This window comes from Vibrio plantisponsor, assembly GCF_013041605.1.
Taxonomy (GTDB): Bacteria; Pseudomonadota; Gammaproteobacteria; order Enterobacterales; family Vibrionaceae; genus Vibrio; species Vibrio plantisponsor.
The window spans coordinates 70,184-88,541 of the sequence record NZ_JABEQC010000004.1; the positions used below are offsets into that span (position 1 = coordinate 70,184).

The window sequence follows — 18,358 nt, forward strand, 5'->3', positions numbered from 1 at the left end:
ACACCATGAAACGTCTGTTTCAGGCGCCAAGTATTGACTGGCCCTACAAATATCAAAGTAAAAGAAACGTAGTGACTCACCCGCTACTGAAGAACTTTTATCAGCCAGAGATAGTCGATGGCAATACACCGATTGGCGATATCGAATTCATTTCGATGGATTTCGAGACCACAGGGTTGGACTCCGATAAAGACGATATCATCACCATAGGTATCGTCCCTTTTACGCTGAACCGTATTTATCTCAATCGAGCAAAGCACTGGATCGTGCGCCCAAGACAAAAGTTGGATGAAAACTCAGTCGTCATACATGGCATTACCCACAGCGACATTATTGATGCCCCAGATCTGTCTGAGATTATGGAAGAAGTGCTTGCGGAACTGTCAGGAAAAATTGTCGTGGTTCATTATCGACACATCGAACGTGATTTTCTCGACAAAGCATTAAAGCTCAGAATCGGTGAAGGCATTGAGTTTCCGGTTGTAGATACGATGGAAATTGAATCGCTAATACAGAAGAGAACCACCAGCGGATTATGGAACAAGCTAAAAGGTAAAAAGCCAGAGTCAGTTCGACTCGGTCAATCCAGAACACGCTATGGCTTGCCCGCTTACACGCCTCACCATGCCCTGACGGACGCTGTCGCAACCGCAGAACTGTTCCAAGCTCAGATTGCTCATCATTACAATCCACAGCTAAGTATCCGGACACTTTGGCGTTAAGAAATATTTATCTGGTCATTGACCAATTGTTGATGACCACAGCCTGTTCACCAAAACACAAACACAAAAAAGCCGACTTTTCAGTCGGCTTTCATTTCTTTACTTGATTGTGTCACTTATCGTTTAAAGGTCTCAGTACGTAAGCCCATCACTAGGCTGACACACATCAACAACAGCACAATGGTAAATGGCAATGCAGTCGAAATGGCACCAGCTTGTAGCGCTTGTACCGCTTCTGTACCACCAATCCAAAGGAGAGCAATTGCAATCAAACCTTCCATCATTGCCCAGAACACTCGCTGAGCAACCGGAGAATCAAGCTTACCGCCAGCGGTAATACTATCGATAACCAATGAGCCTGAGTCGGAAGAGGTAATAAAGAATACCAATACCAGAATAACGGCAATCATCGACAACACAGTACCGTAAGGTAGGCTATCAAACATCTGGAACATAGCCAGAGAAACGTCTGTTAAGCCGTGTGAGCCAAGCTCACCAATTTTGTCGACAACTTGTTCAACCGCTAAGCCACCAAATACCGACATCCAAATCAAGGTGACAACTGTTGGAACAATTAGAACAGCTGTAATGAATTCACGGATAGTACGACCTCTCGAAACACGAGCGATAAACATACCAACAAATGGTGACCATGAAATCCACCAAGCCCAGTAGAATACAGTCCAACCTTGGAACCACGCTTCGTCTGAACGACCGTGTGGATTACTCAACGGAATAATGTTTTCAATGTATGACATTAACGTGGTTGGAATCGAGGCAAATGTAACGGCGTAGCCAATCAGTGCCACTAGAATCAGGAGCAAGAACGCAACGATCATGTTGATGTTAGAAATTACTTTCACACCGCCATCAATACCACGGATAACAGAAATGGTTGCCAATAGGGTTACAACAACAATAACCGTTACTTGCAATCCAATCCCAGCATCAATACCAAACACATGGTGAATACCACTTGCGGCTTGCTGTGCACCAAGACCTAATGACGTTGCAAGACCAAACAGGGTCGCAATGACCGCCAGAATATCAACGATGTGTCCTGCCCAGCCCCATGCTCGATCACCGAGTATTGGGTAAAAGATCGAACGAATAGAAAGCGGCAGCCCTTTGTTATAACAGAAGAACGCTAGAGACAGAGCCACAACACCGTAAATTGCCCAAGGGTGTAAGCCCCAGTGGAACATAGTTGCACCCAGAGCCAGTTTCGCCGCTTCTGGTGAATTAGCTGCCACACCAAGTGGTGTCTCATACCATCCGGTAAAATAAGCAACGGGCTCCGCCACACTCCAGAACATCAAGCCTATACCCATACCCGCTGCAAATAGCATAGAGAGCCATGAGATAAATGAGTGGTCTGCTACGGCGTCATCACCACCAAGACGGATTTTACCGTATGGAGAAACAATCAACGCCACACAAAACAGAACAAAAATGTTACCCGCCCATATAAATAGCCAGTCGAAAGACCCAATGATCTGCCACTTCAGTCCGTCCAATGCGGATTTAGCGGTATCTGCGTCGACAATTAAAATCGTCAATAAGAAAAGTAATATTAAGCCGGCGCTAATACCAAACACAGAGTTGTGGACATCAAACCCCCACTTCTGAACGTTGTCTTGACCTACCGTATAGTCGGTACTGTCAATACTGTATTTATCAATACCTTTTGTCATTTGTCCTCTCTTTGAATCAATCTAAATTGAACTCAAATAACTATGAGTAAGAAGTAAGTTCATACATAAGTCAAAAAAAATTACTTTGTACTCATAACTATTAACTCAACAATAAGAGGTCTACATTGTACACACGACCAATTACAAATCTACAAATAGCTTAAAATAAACACAATATTAATTAAAAATCGCGTTTGAATGACCACATTTTAAACACCCAACACAAGATTAATGGTTTGTGCACGAAACATTATTGCATTTTAAGCCACTTTTACATTGTCTGTTTGTAGAGATAAAAAGTATGACGTCTATGCTTTTCAACAACGCCTAACTGCGGTATTGTCGCGCTAGAAAATTTCACCGCTTTTACTGGATAGCTAACCGTGGAAAAACATGAAGAAGTTCTAGTGGCAATTCGCCAGATCATCAGAGCCATCGATCTACACTCTAAGAAGCTTAGCAAAGATGCAGGCTTAACGGGGCCGCAACTTATTCTTATGCGTGCGATTCAAGATTTAGGCAAAGTCACTATCAGAGAACTCTCCAAGCACACCAATATGAGCCAAGCGACAGCCACAACCATACTCGATCGCCTTGAGCGCAACGGTTATGTGCAGCGCATTCGTAGCGTTGAAGATAAGCGTAAAGTTCATGCTCATCTCACCGAAAGCGGCAAAGTGTTGTTAGACCAAGCTCCGGCTCCGCTGCAAGAGAGCTTTGTTCAACGTTTCCAAACATTAGCTGATTGGGAACAAAGCCTGTTGCTCTCTTCCGTTCAAAGACTCTCTTCAATGATGAATGCGGAAAACATCGATGTCGCACCTCTGCTTGAAATTGGCAGCATCACTAAAACTGAAGAATAGATGATTTGAAGGAAAAAGGTTGGGATATCCCAACCTTTTTTTATTTTTAGTTACAGGCGATTAGGTGTAGTTATTCCAACAAACCATGTTGCACCGCGTACTTAGCCAGTTCCGCCGTCGAGTGAATATCCAGCTTATGTTTGATATTTTGTCGGTGCGTCTCAACAGTGCGATAGCTGATACTTAACAGCGACGCAATTTTCTTGCTACTGCAACCTTGGGCAACCAGTTTTAAAACGGCTTCTTCCCTTCGGCTCAGAGGGTTAGGTTTATTTGCCGCGGGTGTAATTTCACCAGTGAACAGAGTTTGTGTGACCGACTCGCAAAAGTAGGTAGAGCCTTGATTCACTGTTTTGATCGCCTGAACCATCTTAGAAGCAGAAATCTCTTTGAGCATATAACCCACAGCGCCTGCTTGCATTACTTTCATTATGTATTCGCGGTTGTCATGCATGGTCAACATCAGTACTTTTGCATCGGGCACTTCTTCTTTGATCAAGCGAGTCGCATCAATACCATTCATTATTGGCATGCTGACATCCATCAAAATAACATCCGGTTGATGTTGTTTTACGACATCCAGCGCTTCAAGACCGTTACTTGCGGTGGCGACCACTTTAATTTCTGACTCCAATTCTAGACGAGCCATGAAACCCTCCAGTACCACCTGATGGTCATCGACTATGACAACTCTAATTGGTTTTTCCATACACTAATCCATCCAATCGCAATAACACGGTAATCTCTGTACCAAATCCAGCTTCACTGATTAGCTCAAACTCACCGCCGATAAACTCGACTCGCTCACGCATATTTCGCAAACCTATGCCACGTTTGTTGAGTGCTTCTTTCACATTAAAACCGATACCATCATCTCTCACCATCAACTGAAGCATATTCCCCATTTGATGCAGGATCACCGTTACCTTCTTCGCTTGTGAGTGTTTGCGAATATTGTTTAGAGACTCCTGCACAACACGATATAAGGTAGTTGCGGCTTCTGACTTCAACTTATCCGGTTTGGTATCAAACAAAGTCTCAATTTGAATATTTGAGTGCGCTTGGAAATCTTCCAACAAGGTCACAAGCGCAGCTTGTAAGCCTATGTCGTCCAGTGCACTTGGGCGCAAATTGTGCGAAATACGCCGGACTTCATTAATTGCTGTCATCAGAGATTGCTGCGCTTTCTCAACATGCAAAACTAAGGCATCCCCTTGCAGTTTATGATCGAGCAGCTCTAAATGACATTTACTCGATACCAGTAACTGGTTGATTCCATCATGAAGTTCACGTGCCAAATGTTTCTTTTCATCTTCCTGAAACATCACTGTTTTGTGCGCCAGTTCTTTTAAGTTCTTGTCCGCAAGACGATGTTCATGAAGGTTAATCGCCAGCGTGAGCACAATAATCACGGCCACAGTCACGGCCAAAATTACCATCACTGAGAAGAAGGTTGTCTCAATATTCTTATTTATCGCTGATTGCATCGACGCGACTTCTTGTCTTACGTCTTCGATATAGAGGCCTGTGCCTACCATCCATTGCCACTTATCCAGCCAAGCAACATAGCTGAGTTTAGGTACAATCTCTTTGGTTGAAGGTTTTTGCCATAAATATTGATGAAAACCGCCGCCTGACTGAGCCTGAAACAGCAGTGCCTCAATCAGGAAGTCACCTTCTTTATCCTGCAAGCGCAGTAAATCTTGACCGATTAATTCTGGCTGGATTGGGTGAACAAGGTTGACGCCTTTGCCATCGTAGGCAAAAAAGTATCCGTCAGATCCATAACGAAGCTTAGTCAGAATAGCTTTCACTTCTTCCTGAGCTTGTTCTGTGGTTAATGAGTCGCTGTTATAGATGTGAGCTATCGAGTCCAGCGCAAGGTCCACGCTGTCTTTAAGTGCCGTTTCACGCGCTTTGATTAGGTTAATACGAAAAATTTCGACTTCGCGTTGACCGAGTGTTTTTGCCTGATGAATAGAGATCCAACTAATACTTGCTGTGACAAGAAGCAGAGGTAATAACGTCAGCAATATTAGTTTGGCTTTTAGAGGCATTCCGTTTCCCAAAGATCACTTTGCAAAAATAAAAACAGCTTACTGGCCGTCGAAGGTTCGACAATCAGTAAGCTGCATTACTTTAGCAACTTCTAAGGTGTGTTTGACCAATTCATTGTACAACCAAGAATTGGATCACATTCCGTAGAATCCTGGGAAGACCAAAATTGAAACCAGCACCAATATTTGAATCGCTATAAACGGCATTACGCCTCGGTAAATATCCATGGTGGTAACGGATTTCGGCGCTACCCCTTTCAAATAGAACAGACTGAAACCAAATGGCGGAGTTAAGAACGATGTCTGTAAGTTCATCGCCACTAAGATACCAAACCATGTCATTTCAATACCAAGCGTGCTCGCAACAGGCGCTAAAATCGGCACTATGATGAAACAGATTTCAACGAAATCGATAAAGAAGCCGAGAATCAAAATGACAATCATGGTCGCAATCAGGAAGCCCCATTTGTCACCCGGAATCGCTAACATCCACTCCTCGACTAGAATGTCGCCCCCAGTGTAGGTAAACGCCATAGAGAACGCAGTCGCACCAAGCAGAATAGCGAATACCATTGCAGTTACGTTCACAGTCTCTTTCGATGCTTCGTAAACCATCTTCCAGCTAAATTGACCATAAAGCATCGCAAGAATAAGAGCACCGGCCCCACCCAATGCGGCAGACTCGGTTGGTGTAGCAACACCGGCGAAAATGGAACCAAGAACCACGATAATCAGCGCCAGTGGCGGTATCACTGCTTTTAAGGCCGTAATTACTTCTTCCTTGCGGGAAATAGAATCGTCTCGGCCAATAGGCATGGCTGCTTCAGGGTTCAGTTTTGAGTAAATCAAAATGTAAACGATGTAAGCGCCAACCAAGACCAAACCCGGCCATAATGCCGCTTGGAATAAGTCGCCAACAGGCACACCTAGTACATCACCGAGCAAGATCAAAACGATCGAAGGTGGGATAATTTGCCCCAACGTTCCTGACGCACAAATCGTTCCGCACGCTAGGCCTTTGTCATAGTTGTATTTGAGCATAACAGGCAGTGAGATAAGTCCCATCGCCACTACTGATGCACCTACAACACCCGTTGATGCAGCAAGCAGAGCACCCACCAGCACGGTTGAAATAGCAATACCACCACGCACGCCACCAAACAGGCGTCCCATAGACTCCAACAACTGCTCAGCTAAACGAGTTTTCTGCAATACCAAACCCATAAATACAAACAGCGGCACAGCCATCAACACCGTGTTTTGCATGATGGATTGAATTCGATATGGCATAAAAGCAAACATTTCGATGCCTTCCGCCCATACCCCAAATATCAGTGCGATTCCTCCGAAGGTAAAAGCAACGGGGAAACCTAAAAGTAGTGCAAACAGCGCTACAAAGAACATCACGATTCCGATCATTGTTTTTTCCTTTTACTTCGAATCTTTAAAGTTGGTATGCAGAAGCTGTGGGTTCACAATGCGGTTCAGCGAGTGCAGAATCATGCCGATACCACTCATTGCCATAAAGAAGAACGCCACTGTAATTAGGCTTTTAATGATCCATCGATAAGGTAAGCCACCCGGATCTCCTGAAGTTTCCCCCAGTTCATAACTCTCTTTGGCATAATCAATACCGAAGTAAGCCACCAGTAGGCAAAATGGTAGTAGCAGGATAAGAGTGCCTAATAGATCGATGACTGCTTGCGCTTTGTTCGACAGTTGCTCGTAGAAGATATCTACCCGAACATGACCACCCGCTTTTAGCGCATACGGAATACCAAGCATGAACACAGCAGAGAACAGGTGCCATTCGAGCTCTTGAAAGGCAATAGATACGTCATTAAACGCGTATCGCATCACAACGTCATAAACCACGTTAGCCACAAGCAGTATGAATAGAATGCTGGATAACCAACCAAGAAAATCGCTGATACGATTAAACAGTCTTTCGATATAGATGAGACTTCTCATTCCCGACTCCATGGAATTTGCAAATATGCTCCGCTTAACCCGGTGAATCTGGAATGAGCTAGCGGAGCTTAGTTATATTTTTCTTGGGCTTCTCAGCAGCTTTAAATTAAAACTACTGTGCTTCGTTGTTCAGGTACGCGCGCATAGAGATATCTGTCCACTGGCGAACTTCTTTCAGATAGTTAGCCTGTGATTCTTGAATCTCTTTCGCTAATGGATCTTGAGCTGCGTGCTCAGCAAGCAGGCGACCATTCGCATCACGAAGTGCTTTGATAACTTCAGGCGGGAAGTCTTTTACTTTTACGTCTGGATACTCAGTTTTGATAGAAACCCAGTTCTTACCACTTTCATGTACAGATTGCGCATACATGTCGTAAGCCGCTGTGCGCATTGCAACACGCAAGATTTCACGTAGGTCTTCAGGTAGTTTTTCCCAAGTACGTTTGTTCACTAGGAACTGCAACTCAGTTGCTGGCTCATGCCAACCTGTGTAGTAGTAAGGAGCGATTTTGTGGAAACCCATACGCAGGTCAAGAGATGGACCTACCCACTCAAGAGCGTCGATTGTGCGGCGTTCTAGAGATGTGTACAGTTCACCCGGTGCAATGTTGGTTGGTTTTGCGCCTAACTCAGCCAAAACTTCACCAGCGAAACCCGGAATACGCATTTTCAGACCTTGCAGATCTTCAAGTGAATTGATTTCTTTTTGGAACCAGCCACCCATCTGGATATCGGTATTACCGCCCGGGAAAGATAGCATGTTGTGAGGTTCATACACTTTCTCCATCAGCTCCATACCGCCGCCATGATAGAACCAAGCGTACTGTTCAGGTGCAGTCATACCGAAAGGCATAGAAGTGAAGTAAAGAGTATTTGGTACCTTACCTTTCCAGTAATAAGAAGCTGAGTGACCCAAGTCATACTGACCTGATTTCACCATATCGAACACACCTAGCGGTGCTTTGTGTTTGTTCGCAGAGTCGATGCGAATTTGCAGGCGGCCGTTTGACATCTTCTCTGCCATTGCAGCCATATTTTTTGTTGTATCACCGAAAATCGGGAAGTTCGGACCCCAAGTTTCAGCCAGTTTTAAGCGATACACTTTCTCATCAGCAGTCGCTGATGTTGACAGCAAAGCAAAGCACGCTGTAAGCGCAACCATACTCGTTGTCATAACTCGTTTTACAGATTGATGAATCAGACTCATTGTTCACGTCCTTTTGTTATTGGTCAGTGCAGTGATACTTCAGTAGCACTTCAGTTCACCACACACTCTGGGTGAACTTTGATCAATAAAAAATGAGCATGATTACGCAAAGAAATAACATCAGCAGCGGCATATAAAACCATAGTCTTACGTAGTAATACGTAGGATATATAACAACAAAAATCTATATATATGTTTTAAATATCATTTACTGAATGGAGAAGAATTAACCCCCTGTATTTATACGTAATTACTTTCGCAGACTTGAAGTTTGCATTTTGTTTTCGAAACTGTGACAGAACACTATAAGTACGATGTAGAGTTTTATAAAAGGCTAGAAATGAAAAAGCCCCGGTAATACCGAGGCCTTAGAGATTGGAGCTGCGAAGTTAACTACACTGCTTTGTAGATAACCTTGTTACCCGTTAACTGCTCTTTCACTACAAGATTTTCTTCTAGTAGTTTTTTAAGTGCGCCTGTTGCCCAAGAAGCCGCTTTTGCGTCTTCCTGACCAGCTTCTAGGCCAATAGACTTAGGATTAATGCCTTCCGCATTTTTAGCAACAATATCAAGAACCTGTTGTTGCTTAGGCGTTAATTCTACGTCAACTTTAATCGCTGCTGCTTGAGCAACAACTTTTTCAACCGCTGGTTTCGCTACTTTTTTCTCTACAACTTTCTTTTCAGCTGCAGGTTTCGCAGTTTTCGTTGCTGAAGATAGGTTCGCTACAGTCGCTTTAACACGCTTTTGCAGTTTAGCCTGCACTTTGCGCTTATGAGCAAGTCTCATCGAGTATGTCTCCATTTCACTGCTTTAATCGCAGTGGTGAAAATTTGAAGCGCGTTTTATATCAAAATTCTGCTGTCATTTGTAGCATTGAGGTCAAGTTCTCCCGCAAAAATGCATCTATCGCACGTTTATGACTACAATTTATACAAGGGTGTTTTTGATTATCACAGTTGCAATACTGGGGATAAAAACAGTTTTATAGAGAGTGTATGTTGTTTCTATGCAGAGTATTCATATCGCCAATCATCACTTTGACTTACGTTCTCCATATGCGAAATGGGTAGGCATTGCGGCTGCTTTATTGGCTTTGGGGGTTGTTATTTGGTCACCCAGTTGGCGACAAGCCTTAGTTGCAGTTATCGCTATTGGTGTATTGTTGGTCGTTGGCTACTGGCTGATTAGAAAAAGCCAAGTTGGCTATACCTTTACCGCTACTCATTTTCAGCAGCATCTGTTTCGAGGTGGTTGGGTTTTGCGTTGGAATAACATCAGTAAAATCGGCATTTGTACTTTCGAGCAAGATGGATGGCATCATCCGTTGCCTTGGATTGGTATCAAGCTAAGACGCTACTCTCCTTATCTTGACAGTATTTGTCCGCGTATCGCCTCTGAAATACTGCTCAGCCAGCGTGCTCTGCTCTATCTTGGCGCACGACAAAAAAACCAAGAAACGAAGTTTGAAGATATGGTGTTGGATGCTCAGCAGTACAAAGAATCTGCAACTAAAAGTTATTCCGGTTTAATGGCTATGTTGGCAAATAGAATGAAGTATCAGCGCCAATATTACGATTACGACGTTTTTATCTCAGCGAATGATTTAGACAGAAGTGCGGAAGAATTTGTAGGGCTAGCTCGGCGCTATCTTGCAGCAGCCGAGCCAGAAAAAGCGGATCAGTAAAGCGGCATTTCATCAGCCACATAATGATTGTGTAATCGTTCATGACCAAATGTTGATTTCGGACCGTGCCCCGGAATAAAAGTCACATCGTTACCTAATGGCCAAAGCTTGGTTTTGATGGAATTCAACAAATCACCGTGATTACCCTGAGGGAAATCAGTACGACCGATACTGCCATGGAAAAGTACATCACCAACAAAAGCCAGTCGCGCTTCTTCACTGAATAAAACCACATGCCCCGGAGTATGACCCGGTGTGTGAATCACTTGAAGAGTCTGTTTACCGAAGGTCACTGTGTCACCTTCATCTAACCATCTGTTTGGCTCAAATGCTTCTGTAAGTGGGAAGCCGAACATTTGGCTTTGACCTTCTAAACCTTGCAGCCAGAAGTTATCCGCTTTATGTGGACCAACAATATCGACATTGCCAAGCTGTTCGGCTAAAGATTCTGTACCACCAACATGATCTAAGTGACCATGAGTAAGCACGATATGAACCACTTTCACTCCTAGCTCATCAATCATAGCTTTCAATTGTTTGACGTCACCACCCGGGTCGACAACAACGCCTTCCATGGTTTCATCACACCAAACGATTGAACAGTTCTGAGCGAAGTGAGTTACAGGGATAATTTGATACTGTAAAGACATAAAACAAACCTTGTTCGATATTCGAAATTGTTCGAACTATGCCACTAGAGCCCTAGTTTGACAAGCTACGAGCCTTGCCAGTTGCGGACTGGACCTGTGTCTATGTGTACAAAGCCACTGCGAGGATAATACCCAACGCCACCTGCTTTTAGGCTTAATGCAGCTTCATGGACTTGTTTCAATGAAACGCCATCCAAACGGAAATCGAAGGCTTTCCCCATCATATGGAAGCTCTTCTGCGCAACACCATTTGAGTTTTGACGAAGCATTTCATTGGTGGCCGGTGAGCGGTAACCAGAAATGATCTGCACCTCTGCTTCACAGCCGATTAAGGTTTGAATACGGGTTAACTGGTCAAAGAGTCCTTTGTCCATAGGATGAACTTCGTTGCGACGAAAATCGCGACAAATATGGTTGAGCCTTTTAAGCTCTGAACGCACATAACGATGACCATTGAAATAGCAACTTTCTAGCGTTTCGCCCGTGTGTAGGTTATTCAGTGCCAAAACACGTGGTTCATCTGGAAGAGAGGCTTGAACAAGGCTTGGCGCACAAGCCGCAACCACTAAACCACTTCCAGCAAATTTCAAAAAATCACGTCGAGATACAATCAAACCAACACCTTTACTACTGATTAAATTTCAAACAGAGGGCAAAACTTAACGGACTCGCCAGTGAAGGTCAAATGCATATTTTGTGCACAAAATCGCCTAAAACGGCGATTTGTAGCATTAGTGATTGAACATAAAGAAAAACTTTATTATGTAAATTTTGAGTAAAGTTTGAAGTGAATGGCATAGGCCAGCTTAATTGCCAGCCTTTGCCTCTCATCCACGAGCTTGAGCATCGAAGCGGTAAACATCGTCCCTGTATTGAAGAGTTCCACCTTCATACCAAACGGTTTGGTAAATGATATGTACTGGGATTCGCTTCTTCAGCGCAATCGACTTATTACTGGGGTTCTGTTCATCTTTCAATTTGGATTCATCAATTCCCTGAGTTTCAAAAATCTTCGCAGCAAAAATAGACGCATCCTGTACACGAATACATCCTGAGCTGAATGCCCTTGATGGGCTGCTGAACAGATGCTTGCTTGGCGTGTCATGCAAATAAATGGCGCGAGCATTTGGTGTATTAAACTTGTACAACCCTAATGCATTTTGACGCCCAGATTGCTGGCGCATTCGGTATGGGAATGTGTCTGGGTCTACGCTTGTCCAATCGATCGCTTTTGGATCTAAAGTTTTGTCTGAGGTCCAGCTCTTAATGATTTCAATATGGTGCCGATTGAAATAGTTTGCATCTCTCTTCGCCAGTGGAAGGATGTCTTCCACCATGATTTTTCTCGGAACATTCCAAGTGGGATTTAAAATCACGGAATCGAGCTTAATAGACATCAAAGGCGTCGGACGTTTAACACTACCCACGACCACTTTCGATGAAAATACGGGTTTACCTGAATACCAGTACTTCATATCAAACCCAGGAATGTTCACCACGATCACAGTGTCTTCTTCCTGTGACCATAAGCGGCTGCGTTCGGCATTCAAAGCCAGAAGAGCCAAACGGGACTTAACAGAAAGGTTGAGCCATTTTAATGTGTCTGGACCGATGATTCCGTCTGATTTAAGACCGTGCATTCGTTGAAATCGCTTAACCACTTTCACCAGACTGTTGTCATACCATGTGACATTGTCATTCACCTGACTCATGTCTATGTTCACCAGCGATAAGCGATGTATTAGCAGATCTCTATCATCAAGCCTGTCACCTGGCTTTATCAGGCCTTTTTGGTTGTAACGGGGAATAGTCTCAGATTCTTTCTCAAGCAGGGTTTTGTATGCGGTCATCAAAGGTTGGTATGACGCATCGTTAGGTGTATAGGACTGAACCAACTCACCAATACCGTTCGTTGCCACTGCAACTTCTAAAGAAACAAAGGCATTTTCACTAGGCAAGGGTAAGTTGTATGAAAGCTTCTTTCCCTCAAAGAACCATTGTTGTCCGAGCTTTGCGGCTTGTTCGGCATAGCTTAGATACATGATGAGAGTATCTGTGGCTAACAGGTCGTATTCAAACCAAGTATTTTGCTCGCGGTATTGTTGCAAGTAGCTTAAGCGCCGATCAAAAAGCGGACTGATGCCTGCACGATGGATAACTTCAAGCTGCTGCTCGAACTTTTGAATGGTAGCTAAATCGATCCAAATAAGTTGAGCGTTATTTTGCTGATAAATACGCTCAACTCTCTGCGGATACGCCAACAGTGAAAAAACCGGTGAATCAGGTTCAATCCAACCTAATTCAGAAAGCCGTTTTTCTGCTGCTGAAATCGATACACTGAACAAAATTAGCAACACTGCAAAAAAACGATTTTTCTTCATATAACGACGCCTAACTCAACAACCTATAGATTGAGTATGGCAAAGAATTAGTCAATTGTTATAACAAAATTAAACAATTGCTGACCAGTGATTATCCCATTGCACATTTGATACAGTCGTTTGCGCGCTAAGAGGATATTGGTTACTCACTACCATCCCAGCACCGGAGCTTACCTGAAACTGGTCACCATGCACAACAACACCTGAAGCGTCTGGTAAAGGTGCCAGTTCGACTAAGCGACGAGTTTCCTTCGACCAAATACCATAGCAGTTGCCGACAGGAGACGTAGCCAGTATCCACTTATCGGTAGCCGCTATGCTTGCTATATAGTGATTAAAGCGAGCCCACTCTTCAGGTTCGGCAAGCAAAGGTTGCATTTCTCCACCACGGGTATGCATGGCAATCAAAGAAGGTGTATCTTCCGGTTGCCCGCGATATTGCTGCCCACACAGTACGGTTTCACTTCCGTCGTGAGCAAGGTGACGAATACTTAAATGGTGATCCGGTAATGAAACCTGCTCTAGTACTTTGCCATTCATAGACAAATAGGTAAGACTCGGTTGCATTGTCTCTATATTTAGAGGCTCACGGCCGTTGGTATGAACGCCACCGACACCAATCGCTAAAGTGTTGTCCGGCATGATAATCACTTCATGTGGACCGATACCAAAGCCTGTCAGTTCATCGGTTTTCTGGTATCCATTTTGAACGTCATAAACACCGATGATACCTCTGCTAGTTCCTCTTTCACCTTCAGTAGCAAACAACCATGAGCCATCATTGGAATAGACGCCATGACCGTAATAGTGTCGCTGATAGCCGGAGGAATTGAGCGCTATCATCTCGCCATTCTGATAGTCAAAAGCCATCATGAACTCACCCGGACGACGGCCAAAAGCAACAGCTTGACTAATATGTGGATGAATAGCGACCCCATGCCCTCTCGCAGGTAAAGGCAACTGACGAATCGCTTGTCCCTGTTTATCGGCTACTACAGCGCTAAACTGGTTTCGGCTTGTCACTGCACAACCAATGAGTGCAGGTTGATTTTTAATCCCATTGCTTGCACAACCAAACGGAAGTATTGGAGTGCAAACACCGAAGAGAGCCGCCTTTAATAGCGAGCGCCGTGTATTATCAGTCACCATCGGTTGCATTGAATCCTATCACTACGTCTAGTTCCACAGAGACTTCGTCATGTAACAAGTACTTAAGTTGTTCCATTTTGTTGTACTGAGAAAGCACAGTTCGGTATCCCTCTTTTGTTTGTAGCAGGTCGAACAAACTTCCCTCTTCTGGCCATGTTGCCAAAAGGTTTGCATATTGAGTTTTCACTCGTTCCGCCAAATCGACCAGTCCGCGATCTCTCAGCATTTTGTCCAAACCATTTCCATCAGATAAATACAGCGATTGCATCGCTTCAATGTTGGCTTTTAAGTTGAACATAGACGTTTTAGAGCGCCATGACTCAGAGAAATATGGGCGAGGTTTACCAATATTCGCTAAAGGACGGCTTAACTTAGACATGGAAAACTCTAACTGATTAGATAGAAGCGCTATGTACTCCGAAGTCCAAGTTTTCTCATCCAGTTTTGTCCAAGGGTTTGTGCGCCACGCTTTTTCAATCGTATCGGCTCTGTTTGCCAGATTTTCACTGATTGCCGTAGCTGACATGCATGCCTGAGCCTTTGAAGTGGTCAACGGTGATTTTGAATCGTAGAGCATCCATTCAATAGAACCAAGCCCTTGTACCGTCACACTGTTTTCTGCGATTTCAGAAGCAGTCCAAACTTTATCCTGCTTTGTTAGCGCGCCCATTTTCAGACCTGTAGTGTTTTTCTTATCTGGCCAAAATTGCACATTCCAACTTTGAGCAAGAGCGTCAGCAGGACCTCGTTCCTGACCTTGTAATGCCATCCACGCAAGCATAGTGCTATGCCATTGCTGTTTGATCTCTGAAATATCTACGAAATCTGCCTGACAGAATTCAGAAAACGTTTCGGCTAAAGAATGGGCTTGCATAGAAAAATGATTTGCGGCTTGATACTCCACCAAATAAGTAGACTGGCTTACGTGTTGAGTTTGCTGCGCATGCGAAGCTGTTTGGCTTGTTTGACAGGCCGTTAAGCTCAGTACCAATATGCTTGGAAAAAAAAGTTTGAAGGTCATATAAACACCTAACAAAGAATGACTTTATAAAGAATTTAAAAATGCGATTAAGGCTTCACGTTCTTGCTTACTGAACTGAAGTACTTTTTCTTTGGCTGCTTGAGCTTCGCCCCCATGCCAAAGCACCGCTTCCATAAGATTTCGTGCTCGTCCATCATGTAGGAAGTATGTATGGTTATTCACTTCCTCTGTATAGCCGATACCCCACAGCGGTGGCGTTCGCCACTCGTTGCCTGATGCAAGAGCTTCAGGTCGGCCATCACTTAATCCCTCACCCATATCGTGTAATAACAGATCTGTATATGGATGAATAGTTTGTTCTGAAAGTGCTGGTCTAGCTTCCACTTTTGCGGTTTTAATCTCTGTTTTGTGGCAGCTATTACATCCTGCTTCTGCAAACAGCTTTTTACCGTGTTGAACTTTGGGGTCATCAATGTTTCGGCGCACAGGTACCGCTAAGTGTTGCGAATAGAACTCAACGAAATCGAGTATATTATCGCTCACTTCAGGTTCACCACCGTTAGGCACTTGACTACAAAGTGTTTGGTGCACACTGCAGTTTTCTTTTGGGAATAGACGGCTGGTCAAGCCTAAATCACCATTGAACGCTGCGGCATTTTGTTGCATCAACGATGGTTGCCCTGCTTTCCAGCCAAAACGTCCAACGACTTTTTTCTCTTCACGAACATCCCAAACTCGGTTTACACGACCAGAAATTCCATCACCATTAGCGTCGTTCTCGTCTTGCCAATAAAGAATCGTCTGTTCTGGAATAGCTTCTAACAAGCCTAAACCAATCATAGGAGGAGCGACACGCGCAGAAAATTGAGTCTTCGGATGTAAGGCGCCATAGCCTAGATTTTGAATAGATAGATTCGGTTTACGTAAAAGTATTGGAGTGCCATCTGCAAACTTAACCACCACTTCGTCGTAAGTAATTTGAATCGAACCTTCAGCTTTTTTCCCTGGTAGGGCAAAGTCTTGCAGTTGGTCACCGTAAATCGGCTCAGGTACTACACCCGCTCTGTCATATATGGCTTTTTGTGCCTCTGTTTCTGCTGGAATGCTCAAACGCACAAGCATCGAAACCGCTTGGGTATCATTGACTTCTGGAGGATGACCACGTCCGTCTTTGATATGACAGTTCTGACAACCATTAGTATTAAAAAGAGGACCAAGGCCATCGCGGGCATCGGTTGATGAAGGTGCTGGAACCCAAGGATTACGGAAAAAGCTGTTACCCACGCTAAAGTCCAATCGTCTTGCCATTGGCAAGTTTGATGCGGGCAGAGAATAAGCATTAGGGCCGGCTTTCGTAGTACTGGTACTGCCACCAGATTTCACGTCTTCAGCCACCGCATGGCAAGAGGCCAAACTCAGTAGTAGTGCTGAAAAATACGACTTCATTACGTCTTTCTCATTGTTTAAAAAGCAAGAAACCCAATCCGTCGCACCTCATGTTAAAGGTCTAAAGATTGGGTATAAATGAGCTCTCTTATGTGGAGTTAATCTAGCTAAGAAAGCTCAGTCTGCCATCGAGATTAAAATTCGTGGTCAGCATTATCTGGATTAAGGTTGTCGATACCGATAATACCTGCTGCACGCTCAATAGAAGCCGTTTGAGCCACTAAACCAGCGATAGCTTTGTTGACTAATGCGTTGCCCTCAGCGTTGTCTGCAGCAATCAACTGGTCAAAGTGTTGATTGTTTTGTTCTGCTGATTTCACTAACTCACCAACTTCTGCACGAGAAGCTTCAAATTGAGCGAGAATGTCTTTCGCAGCCGCTGAATCTTTGTCTGCAACTAAATCATTGATGCTTGGACCAGAAATTTTTGAGCCGTCTACACGTGAATATGAGCCCGTATAGACGTTGTAAATGCCTTGCTCATTGAAGTAATGAGAGTTGTGCGTGTTGTCTGAGAAACAATCGTGCTCATCTTCGGTTGAATTCGCTTCAAGCGCCACTTTCATACGCTCACCCGCCAATTCACCTAGAGATAGCGACCCCATACCAAACAACATTTTGCGAATGCCGTTTGTTGCTGATTCTGAAAGTAGTTCTTGACGGTAATTGCCTTGTTCCGATGCTGACCACTGTTTTTCCATCCATTCAAGATCTTGAACTAAAAGCTGAACAGCCGCTTTTAGGTATTGAGCACGACGGTCACAGTTGCCGTTAGTACACTCTGCACCTTGAACGTAATCTGTATAAGGGCGAGCGCCAGCGCCAGGGTTAGTACCGTTTAGATCTTGGCCCCATAGCAAAAATTCTATCGCATGGTACCCAGATGCAACGTTAGCTTCCGAACCACCAACTTCGTTCAGACTAGCGATTAAATCAGGAGTAATAGTAGATGCATCAATTGTCGTTGCACCGATCGTGATCGCTTTATTACCGATAATATTTGCACTTGCGCCTTCATTACCAAGTTCATATTGATAATCTGTCGCAACGTAATCGATCAGACCTTCATCCAAAGGCCAAGCGTTTAGCTGCCCTTCCCAGTCATCAACAACGGCGTTACCAAAACGGAAAACTTCAGACTGTTGGTACGGTACACGCGCTGCTAACCACGCTTTTTTAACGTCTTGTAATTTTGCTTCTGACGGTGCCGATAGAAAAGTATCTAACGACTTTTCAAGACCTTTAGCTGTAGATAATGAATCAGCAAACACTGCGTGAGCAATATCTGCATAGTTTTCTACAACTTGTTGTTGAGTAACTGCGGCCATGCTTGCAGCACTGGCTAAAGCTAAAGAAGCGGCGATAGATTGGACTAAAAACGATTTCACTTTCATTGAAGCATCCTTGTTGAGCAACTTTATATTGTTAGTGCTAATTATTCTCATTTGCACTACTAGTTACGCATCATACAAATTTACAATTTATTTGCAAGCTGTAACAAAAAAAACCTCACCGAAGTGAGGTTTTTTTATGCAAAAGTGATGAGCTA

Annotated in this window: 17 protein-coding genes; 3 read left to right on the forward strand and 14 right to left on the reverse strand. The window is 44.0% G+C overall.

Translation table 11 applies throughout. The features are described 5' to 3' along the window. Window positions 1-5: 5 nt before the first annotated feature. Window positions 6-722, forward strand: a complete 717-nt coding sequence (locus HKI82_RS07200; protein ID WP_171137617.1) for a 3'-5' exonuclease — start codon at window positions 6-8, stop codon at window positions 720-722. Window positions 723-838: 116 nt separating this feature from the next. Here HKI82_RS07200 and HKI82_RS07205 read toward each other — a convergent pair whose 3' ends face one another. Further along, window positions 839-2,416, reverse strand: coding sequence for a BCCT family transporter (locus tag HKI82_RS07205; RefSeq protein WP_171137618.1), 1,578 nt, complete (start codon window positions 2,414-2,416; stop codon window positions 839-841). A 383-nt stretch (window positions 2,417-2,799) separates the two neighbouring features. Between HKI82_RS07205 and HKI82_RS07210 the strand changes: the two genes are divergently transcribed. Further along, window positions 2,800-3,279, forward strand: coding sequence for a MarR family winged helix-turn-helix transcriptional regulator (locus tag HKI82_RS07210; protein WP_102942479.1), 480 nt, complete (start codon window positions 2,800-2,802; stop codon window positions 3,277-3,279). Between the two features lie 70 nt (window positions 3,280-3,349). Here HKI82_RS07210 and HKI82_RS07215 read toward each other — a convergent pair whose 3' ends face one another. From HKI82_RS07215 to HKI82_RS07240, 6 genes are all read right to left on the reverse strand, one after another. Then, on the reverse strand, window positions 3,350-3,988 hold the full coding sequence (locus tag HKI82_RS07215) for a response regulator (RefSeq protein ID WP_171137619.1): 639 nt from the start codon (window positions 3,986-3,988) through the stop codon (window positions 3,350-3,352). Then, complete coding sequence (locus HKI82_RS07220; RefSeq protein ID WP_171137620.1) at window positions 3,972-5,336, reverse strand: cache domain-containing protein; 1,365 nt, start codon at window positions 5,334-5,336, stop codon at window positions 3,972-3,974. The genes HKI82_RS07215 and HKI82_RS07220 overlap by 17 nt, the downstream gene beginning before the upstream one ends. A gap of 135 nt (window positions 5,337-5,471) precedes the next feature. Further along, window positions 5,472-6,755, reverse strand: coding sequence for a TRAP transporter large permease (locus HKI82_RS07225; protein ID WP_171137621.1), 1,284 nt, complete (start codon window positions 6,753-6,755; stop codon window positions 5,472-5,474). 12 nt (window positions 6,756-6,767) lie between these two features. Next, complete coding sequence (locus HKI82_RS07230; RefSeq protein ID WP_102985983.1) at window positions 6,768-7,307, reverse strand: TRAP transporter small permease subunit; 540 nt, start codon at window positions 7,305-7,307, stop codon at window positions 6,768-6,770. Between the two features lie 112 nt (window positions 7,308-7,419). Then, a complete protein-coding gene (locus tag HKI82_RS07235) occupies window positions 7,420-8,514 on the reverse strand; it encodes a TRAP transporter substrate-binding protein (protein WP_171137622.1) in 1,095 nt (364 codons plus the stop codon). Window positions 8,515-8,907: 393 nt separating this feature from the next. Beyond that, complete coding sequence (locus tag HKI82_RS07240) at window positions 8,908-9,303, reverse strand: MarR family transcriptional regulator (protein WP_102942473.1); 396 nt, start codon at window positions 9,301-9,303, stop codon at window positions 8,908-8,910. A 220-nt stretch (window positions 9,304-9,523) separates the two neighbouring features. Between HKI82_RS07240 and HKI82_RS07245 the strand changes: the two genes are divergently transcribed. Then, a complete protein-coding gene (locus tag HKI82_RS07245) occupies window positions 9,524-10,201 on the forward strand; it encodes a DUF2982 domain-containing protein (RefSeq protein ID WP_102942472.1) in 678 nt (225 codons plus the stop codon). On the opposite strand, the gene HKI82_RS07250 is transcribed toward HKI82_RS07245, so the two are convergent. The 7 genes from HKI82_RS07250 to HKI82_RS07280 form a co-directional block, all read right to left on the reverse strand. Next, window positions 10,195-10,851 carry an MBL fold metallo-hydrolase gene (locus HKI82_RS07250; RefSeq protein WP_102942471.1) on the reverse strand — a complete coding sequence of 219 codons (657 nt, stop codon included), beginning with the start codon at window positions 10,849-10,851 and terminating at the stop codon, window positions 10,195-10,197. The genes HKI82_RS07245 and HKI82_RS07250 overlap by 7 nt on opposite strands. 65 nt (window positions 10,852-10,916) lie before the next feature. Continuing rightward, window positions 10,917-11,465: a peptidoglycan L,D-endopeptidase MepK gene (gene mepK / locus HKI82_RS07255; protein ID WP_102942470.1), complete on the reverse strand. Its 549-nt coding sequence runs from the start codon at window positions 11,463-11,465 to the stop codon at window positions 10,917-10,919. Window positions 11,466-11,678: 213 nt separating this feature from the next. After that, window positions 11,679-13,232 (reverse strand): L,D-transpeptidase family protein, encoded by a 1,554-nt coding sequence (locus HKI82_RS07260; RefSeq protein ID WP_171137623.1) that lies wholly within the window; start codon window positions 13,230-13,232, stop codon window positions 11,679-11,681. A 69-nt stretch (window positions 13,233-13,301) separates the two neighbouring features. Further along, window positions 13,302-14,390: a DUF1513 domain-containing protein gene (locus tag HKI82_RS07265; protein ID WP_171137624.1), complete on the reverse strand. Its 1,089-nt coding sequence runs from the start codon at window positions 14,388-14,390 to the stop codon at window positions 13,302-13,304. After that, window positions 14,371-15,402 carry an imelysin family protein gene (locus HKI82_RS07270; protein WP_171137625.1) on the reverse strand — a complete coding sequence of 344 codons (1,032 nt, stop codon included), beginning with the start codon at window positions 15,400-15,402 and terminating at the stop codon, window positions 14,371-14,373. Before HKI82_RS07270 ends, HKI82_RS07265 begins: the two co-directional genes overlap by 20 nt. Before the next feature lie 24 nt (window positions 15,403-15,426). Beyond that, window positions 15,427-16,809: a di-heme oxidoreductase family protein gene (locus HKI82_RS07275; RefSeq protein WP_171137626.1), complete on the reverse strand. Its 1,383-nt coding sequence runs from the start codon at window positions 16,807-16,809 to the stop codon at window positions 15,427-15,429. A gap of 134 nt (window positions 16,810-16,943) precedes the next feature. Next, the gene (locus HKI82_RS07280) at window positions 16,944-18,203 is read right to left on the reverse strand and encodes an imelysin family protein (RefSeq protein WP_171137627.1); all 1,260 of its coding nucleotides are present in this window, start codon (window positions 18,201-18,203) and stop codon (window positions 16,944-16,946) included. Between the last annotated feature and the right edge of the window lie 155 nt (window positions 18,204-18,358).

What these genes read in the sequence shown, in the direction of transcription:
- HKI82_RS07220 (WP_171137620.1), bottom strand. Translation starts at nt 5,336, where the DNA reads ATGCCTCTAAAAGCCAAACTAATATTGCTGACGTTATTACCTCTGCTT.
- HKI82_RS07280 (WP_171137627.1), bottom strand. Translation starts at nt 18,203, where the DNA reads ATGAAAGTGAAATCGTTTTTAGTCCAATCTATCGCCGCTTCTTTAGCT.
- HKI82_RS07260 (WP_171137623.1), bottom strand. Translation starts at nt 13,232, where the DNA reads ATGAAGAAAAATCGTTTTTTTGCAGTGTTGCTAATTTTGTTCAGTGTA.
- HKI82_RS07215 (WP_171137619.1), bottom strand. Translation starts at nt 3,988, where the DNA reads ATGGAAAAACCAATTAGAGTTGTCATAGTCGATGACCATCAGGTGGTA.
- HKI82_RS07205 (WP_171137618.1), bottom strand. Translation starts at nt 2,416, where the DNA reads ATGACAAAAGGTATTGATAAATACAGTATTGACAGTACCGACTATACG.
- HKI82_RS07240 (WP_102942473.1), bottom strand. Translation starts at nt 9,303, where the DNA reads ATGAGACTTGCTCATAAGCGCAAAGTGCAGGCTAAACTGCAAAAGCGT.
- HKI82_RS07275 (WP_171137626.1), bottom strand. Translation starts at nt 16,809, where the DNA reads ATGAAGTCGTATTTTTCAGCACTACTACTGAGTTTGGCCTCTTGCCAT.
- HKI82_RS07245 (WP_102942472.1), top strand. Translation starts at nt 9,524, where the DNA reads ATGCAGAGTATTCATATCGCCAATCATCACTTTGACTTACGTTCTCCA.
- HKI82_RS07250 (WP_102942471.1), bottom strand. Translation starts at nt 10,851, where the DNA reads ATGTCTTTACAGTATCAAATTATCCCTGTAACTCACTTCGCTCAGAAC.
- HKI82_RS07225 (WP_171137621.1), bottom strand. Translation starts at nt 6,755, where the DNA reads ATGATCGGAATCGTGATGTTCTTTGTAGCGCTGTTTGCACTACTTTTA.
- HKI82_RS07230 (WP_102985983.1), bottom strand. Translation starts at nt 7,307, where the DNA reads ATGAGAAGTCTCATCTATATCGAAAGACTGTTTAATCGTATCAGCGAT.
- HKI82_RS07200 (WP_171137617.1), top strand. Translation starts at nt 6, where the DNA reads ATGAAACGTCTGTTTCAGGCGCCAAGTATTGACTGGCCCTACAAATAT.
- HKI82_RS07235 (WP_171137622.1), bottom strand. Translation starts at nt 8,514, where the DNA reads ATGAGTCTGATTCATCAATCTGTAAAACGAGTTATGACAACGAGTATG.
- HKI82_RS07265 (WP_171137624.1), bottom strand. Translation starts at nt 14,390, where the DNA reads ATGCAACCGATGGTGACTGATAATACACGGCGCTCGCTATTAAAGGCG.
- HKI82_RS07270 (WP_171137625.1), bottom strand. Translation starts at nt 15,402, where the DNA reads ATGACCTTCAAACTTTTTTTTCCAAGCATATTGGTACTGAGCTTAACG.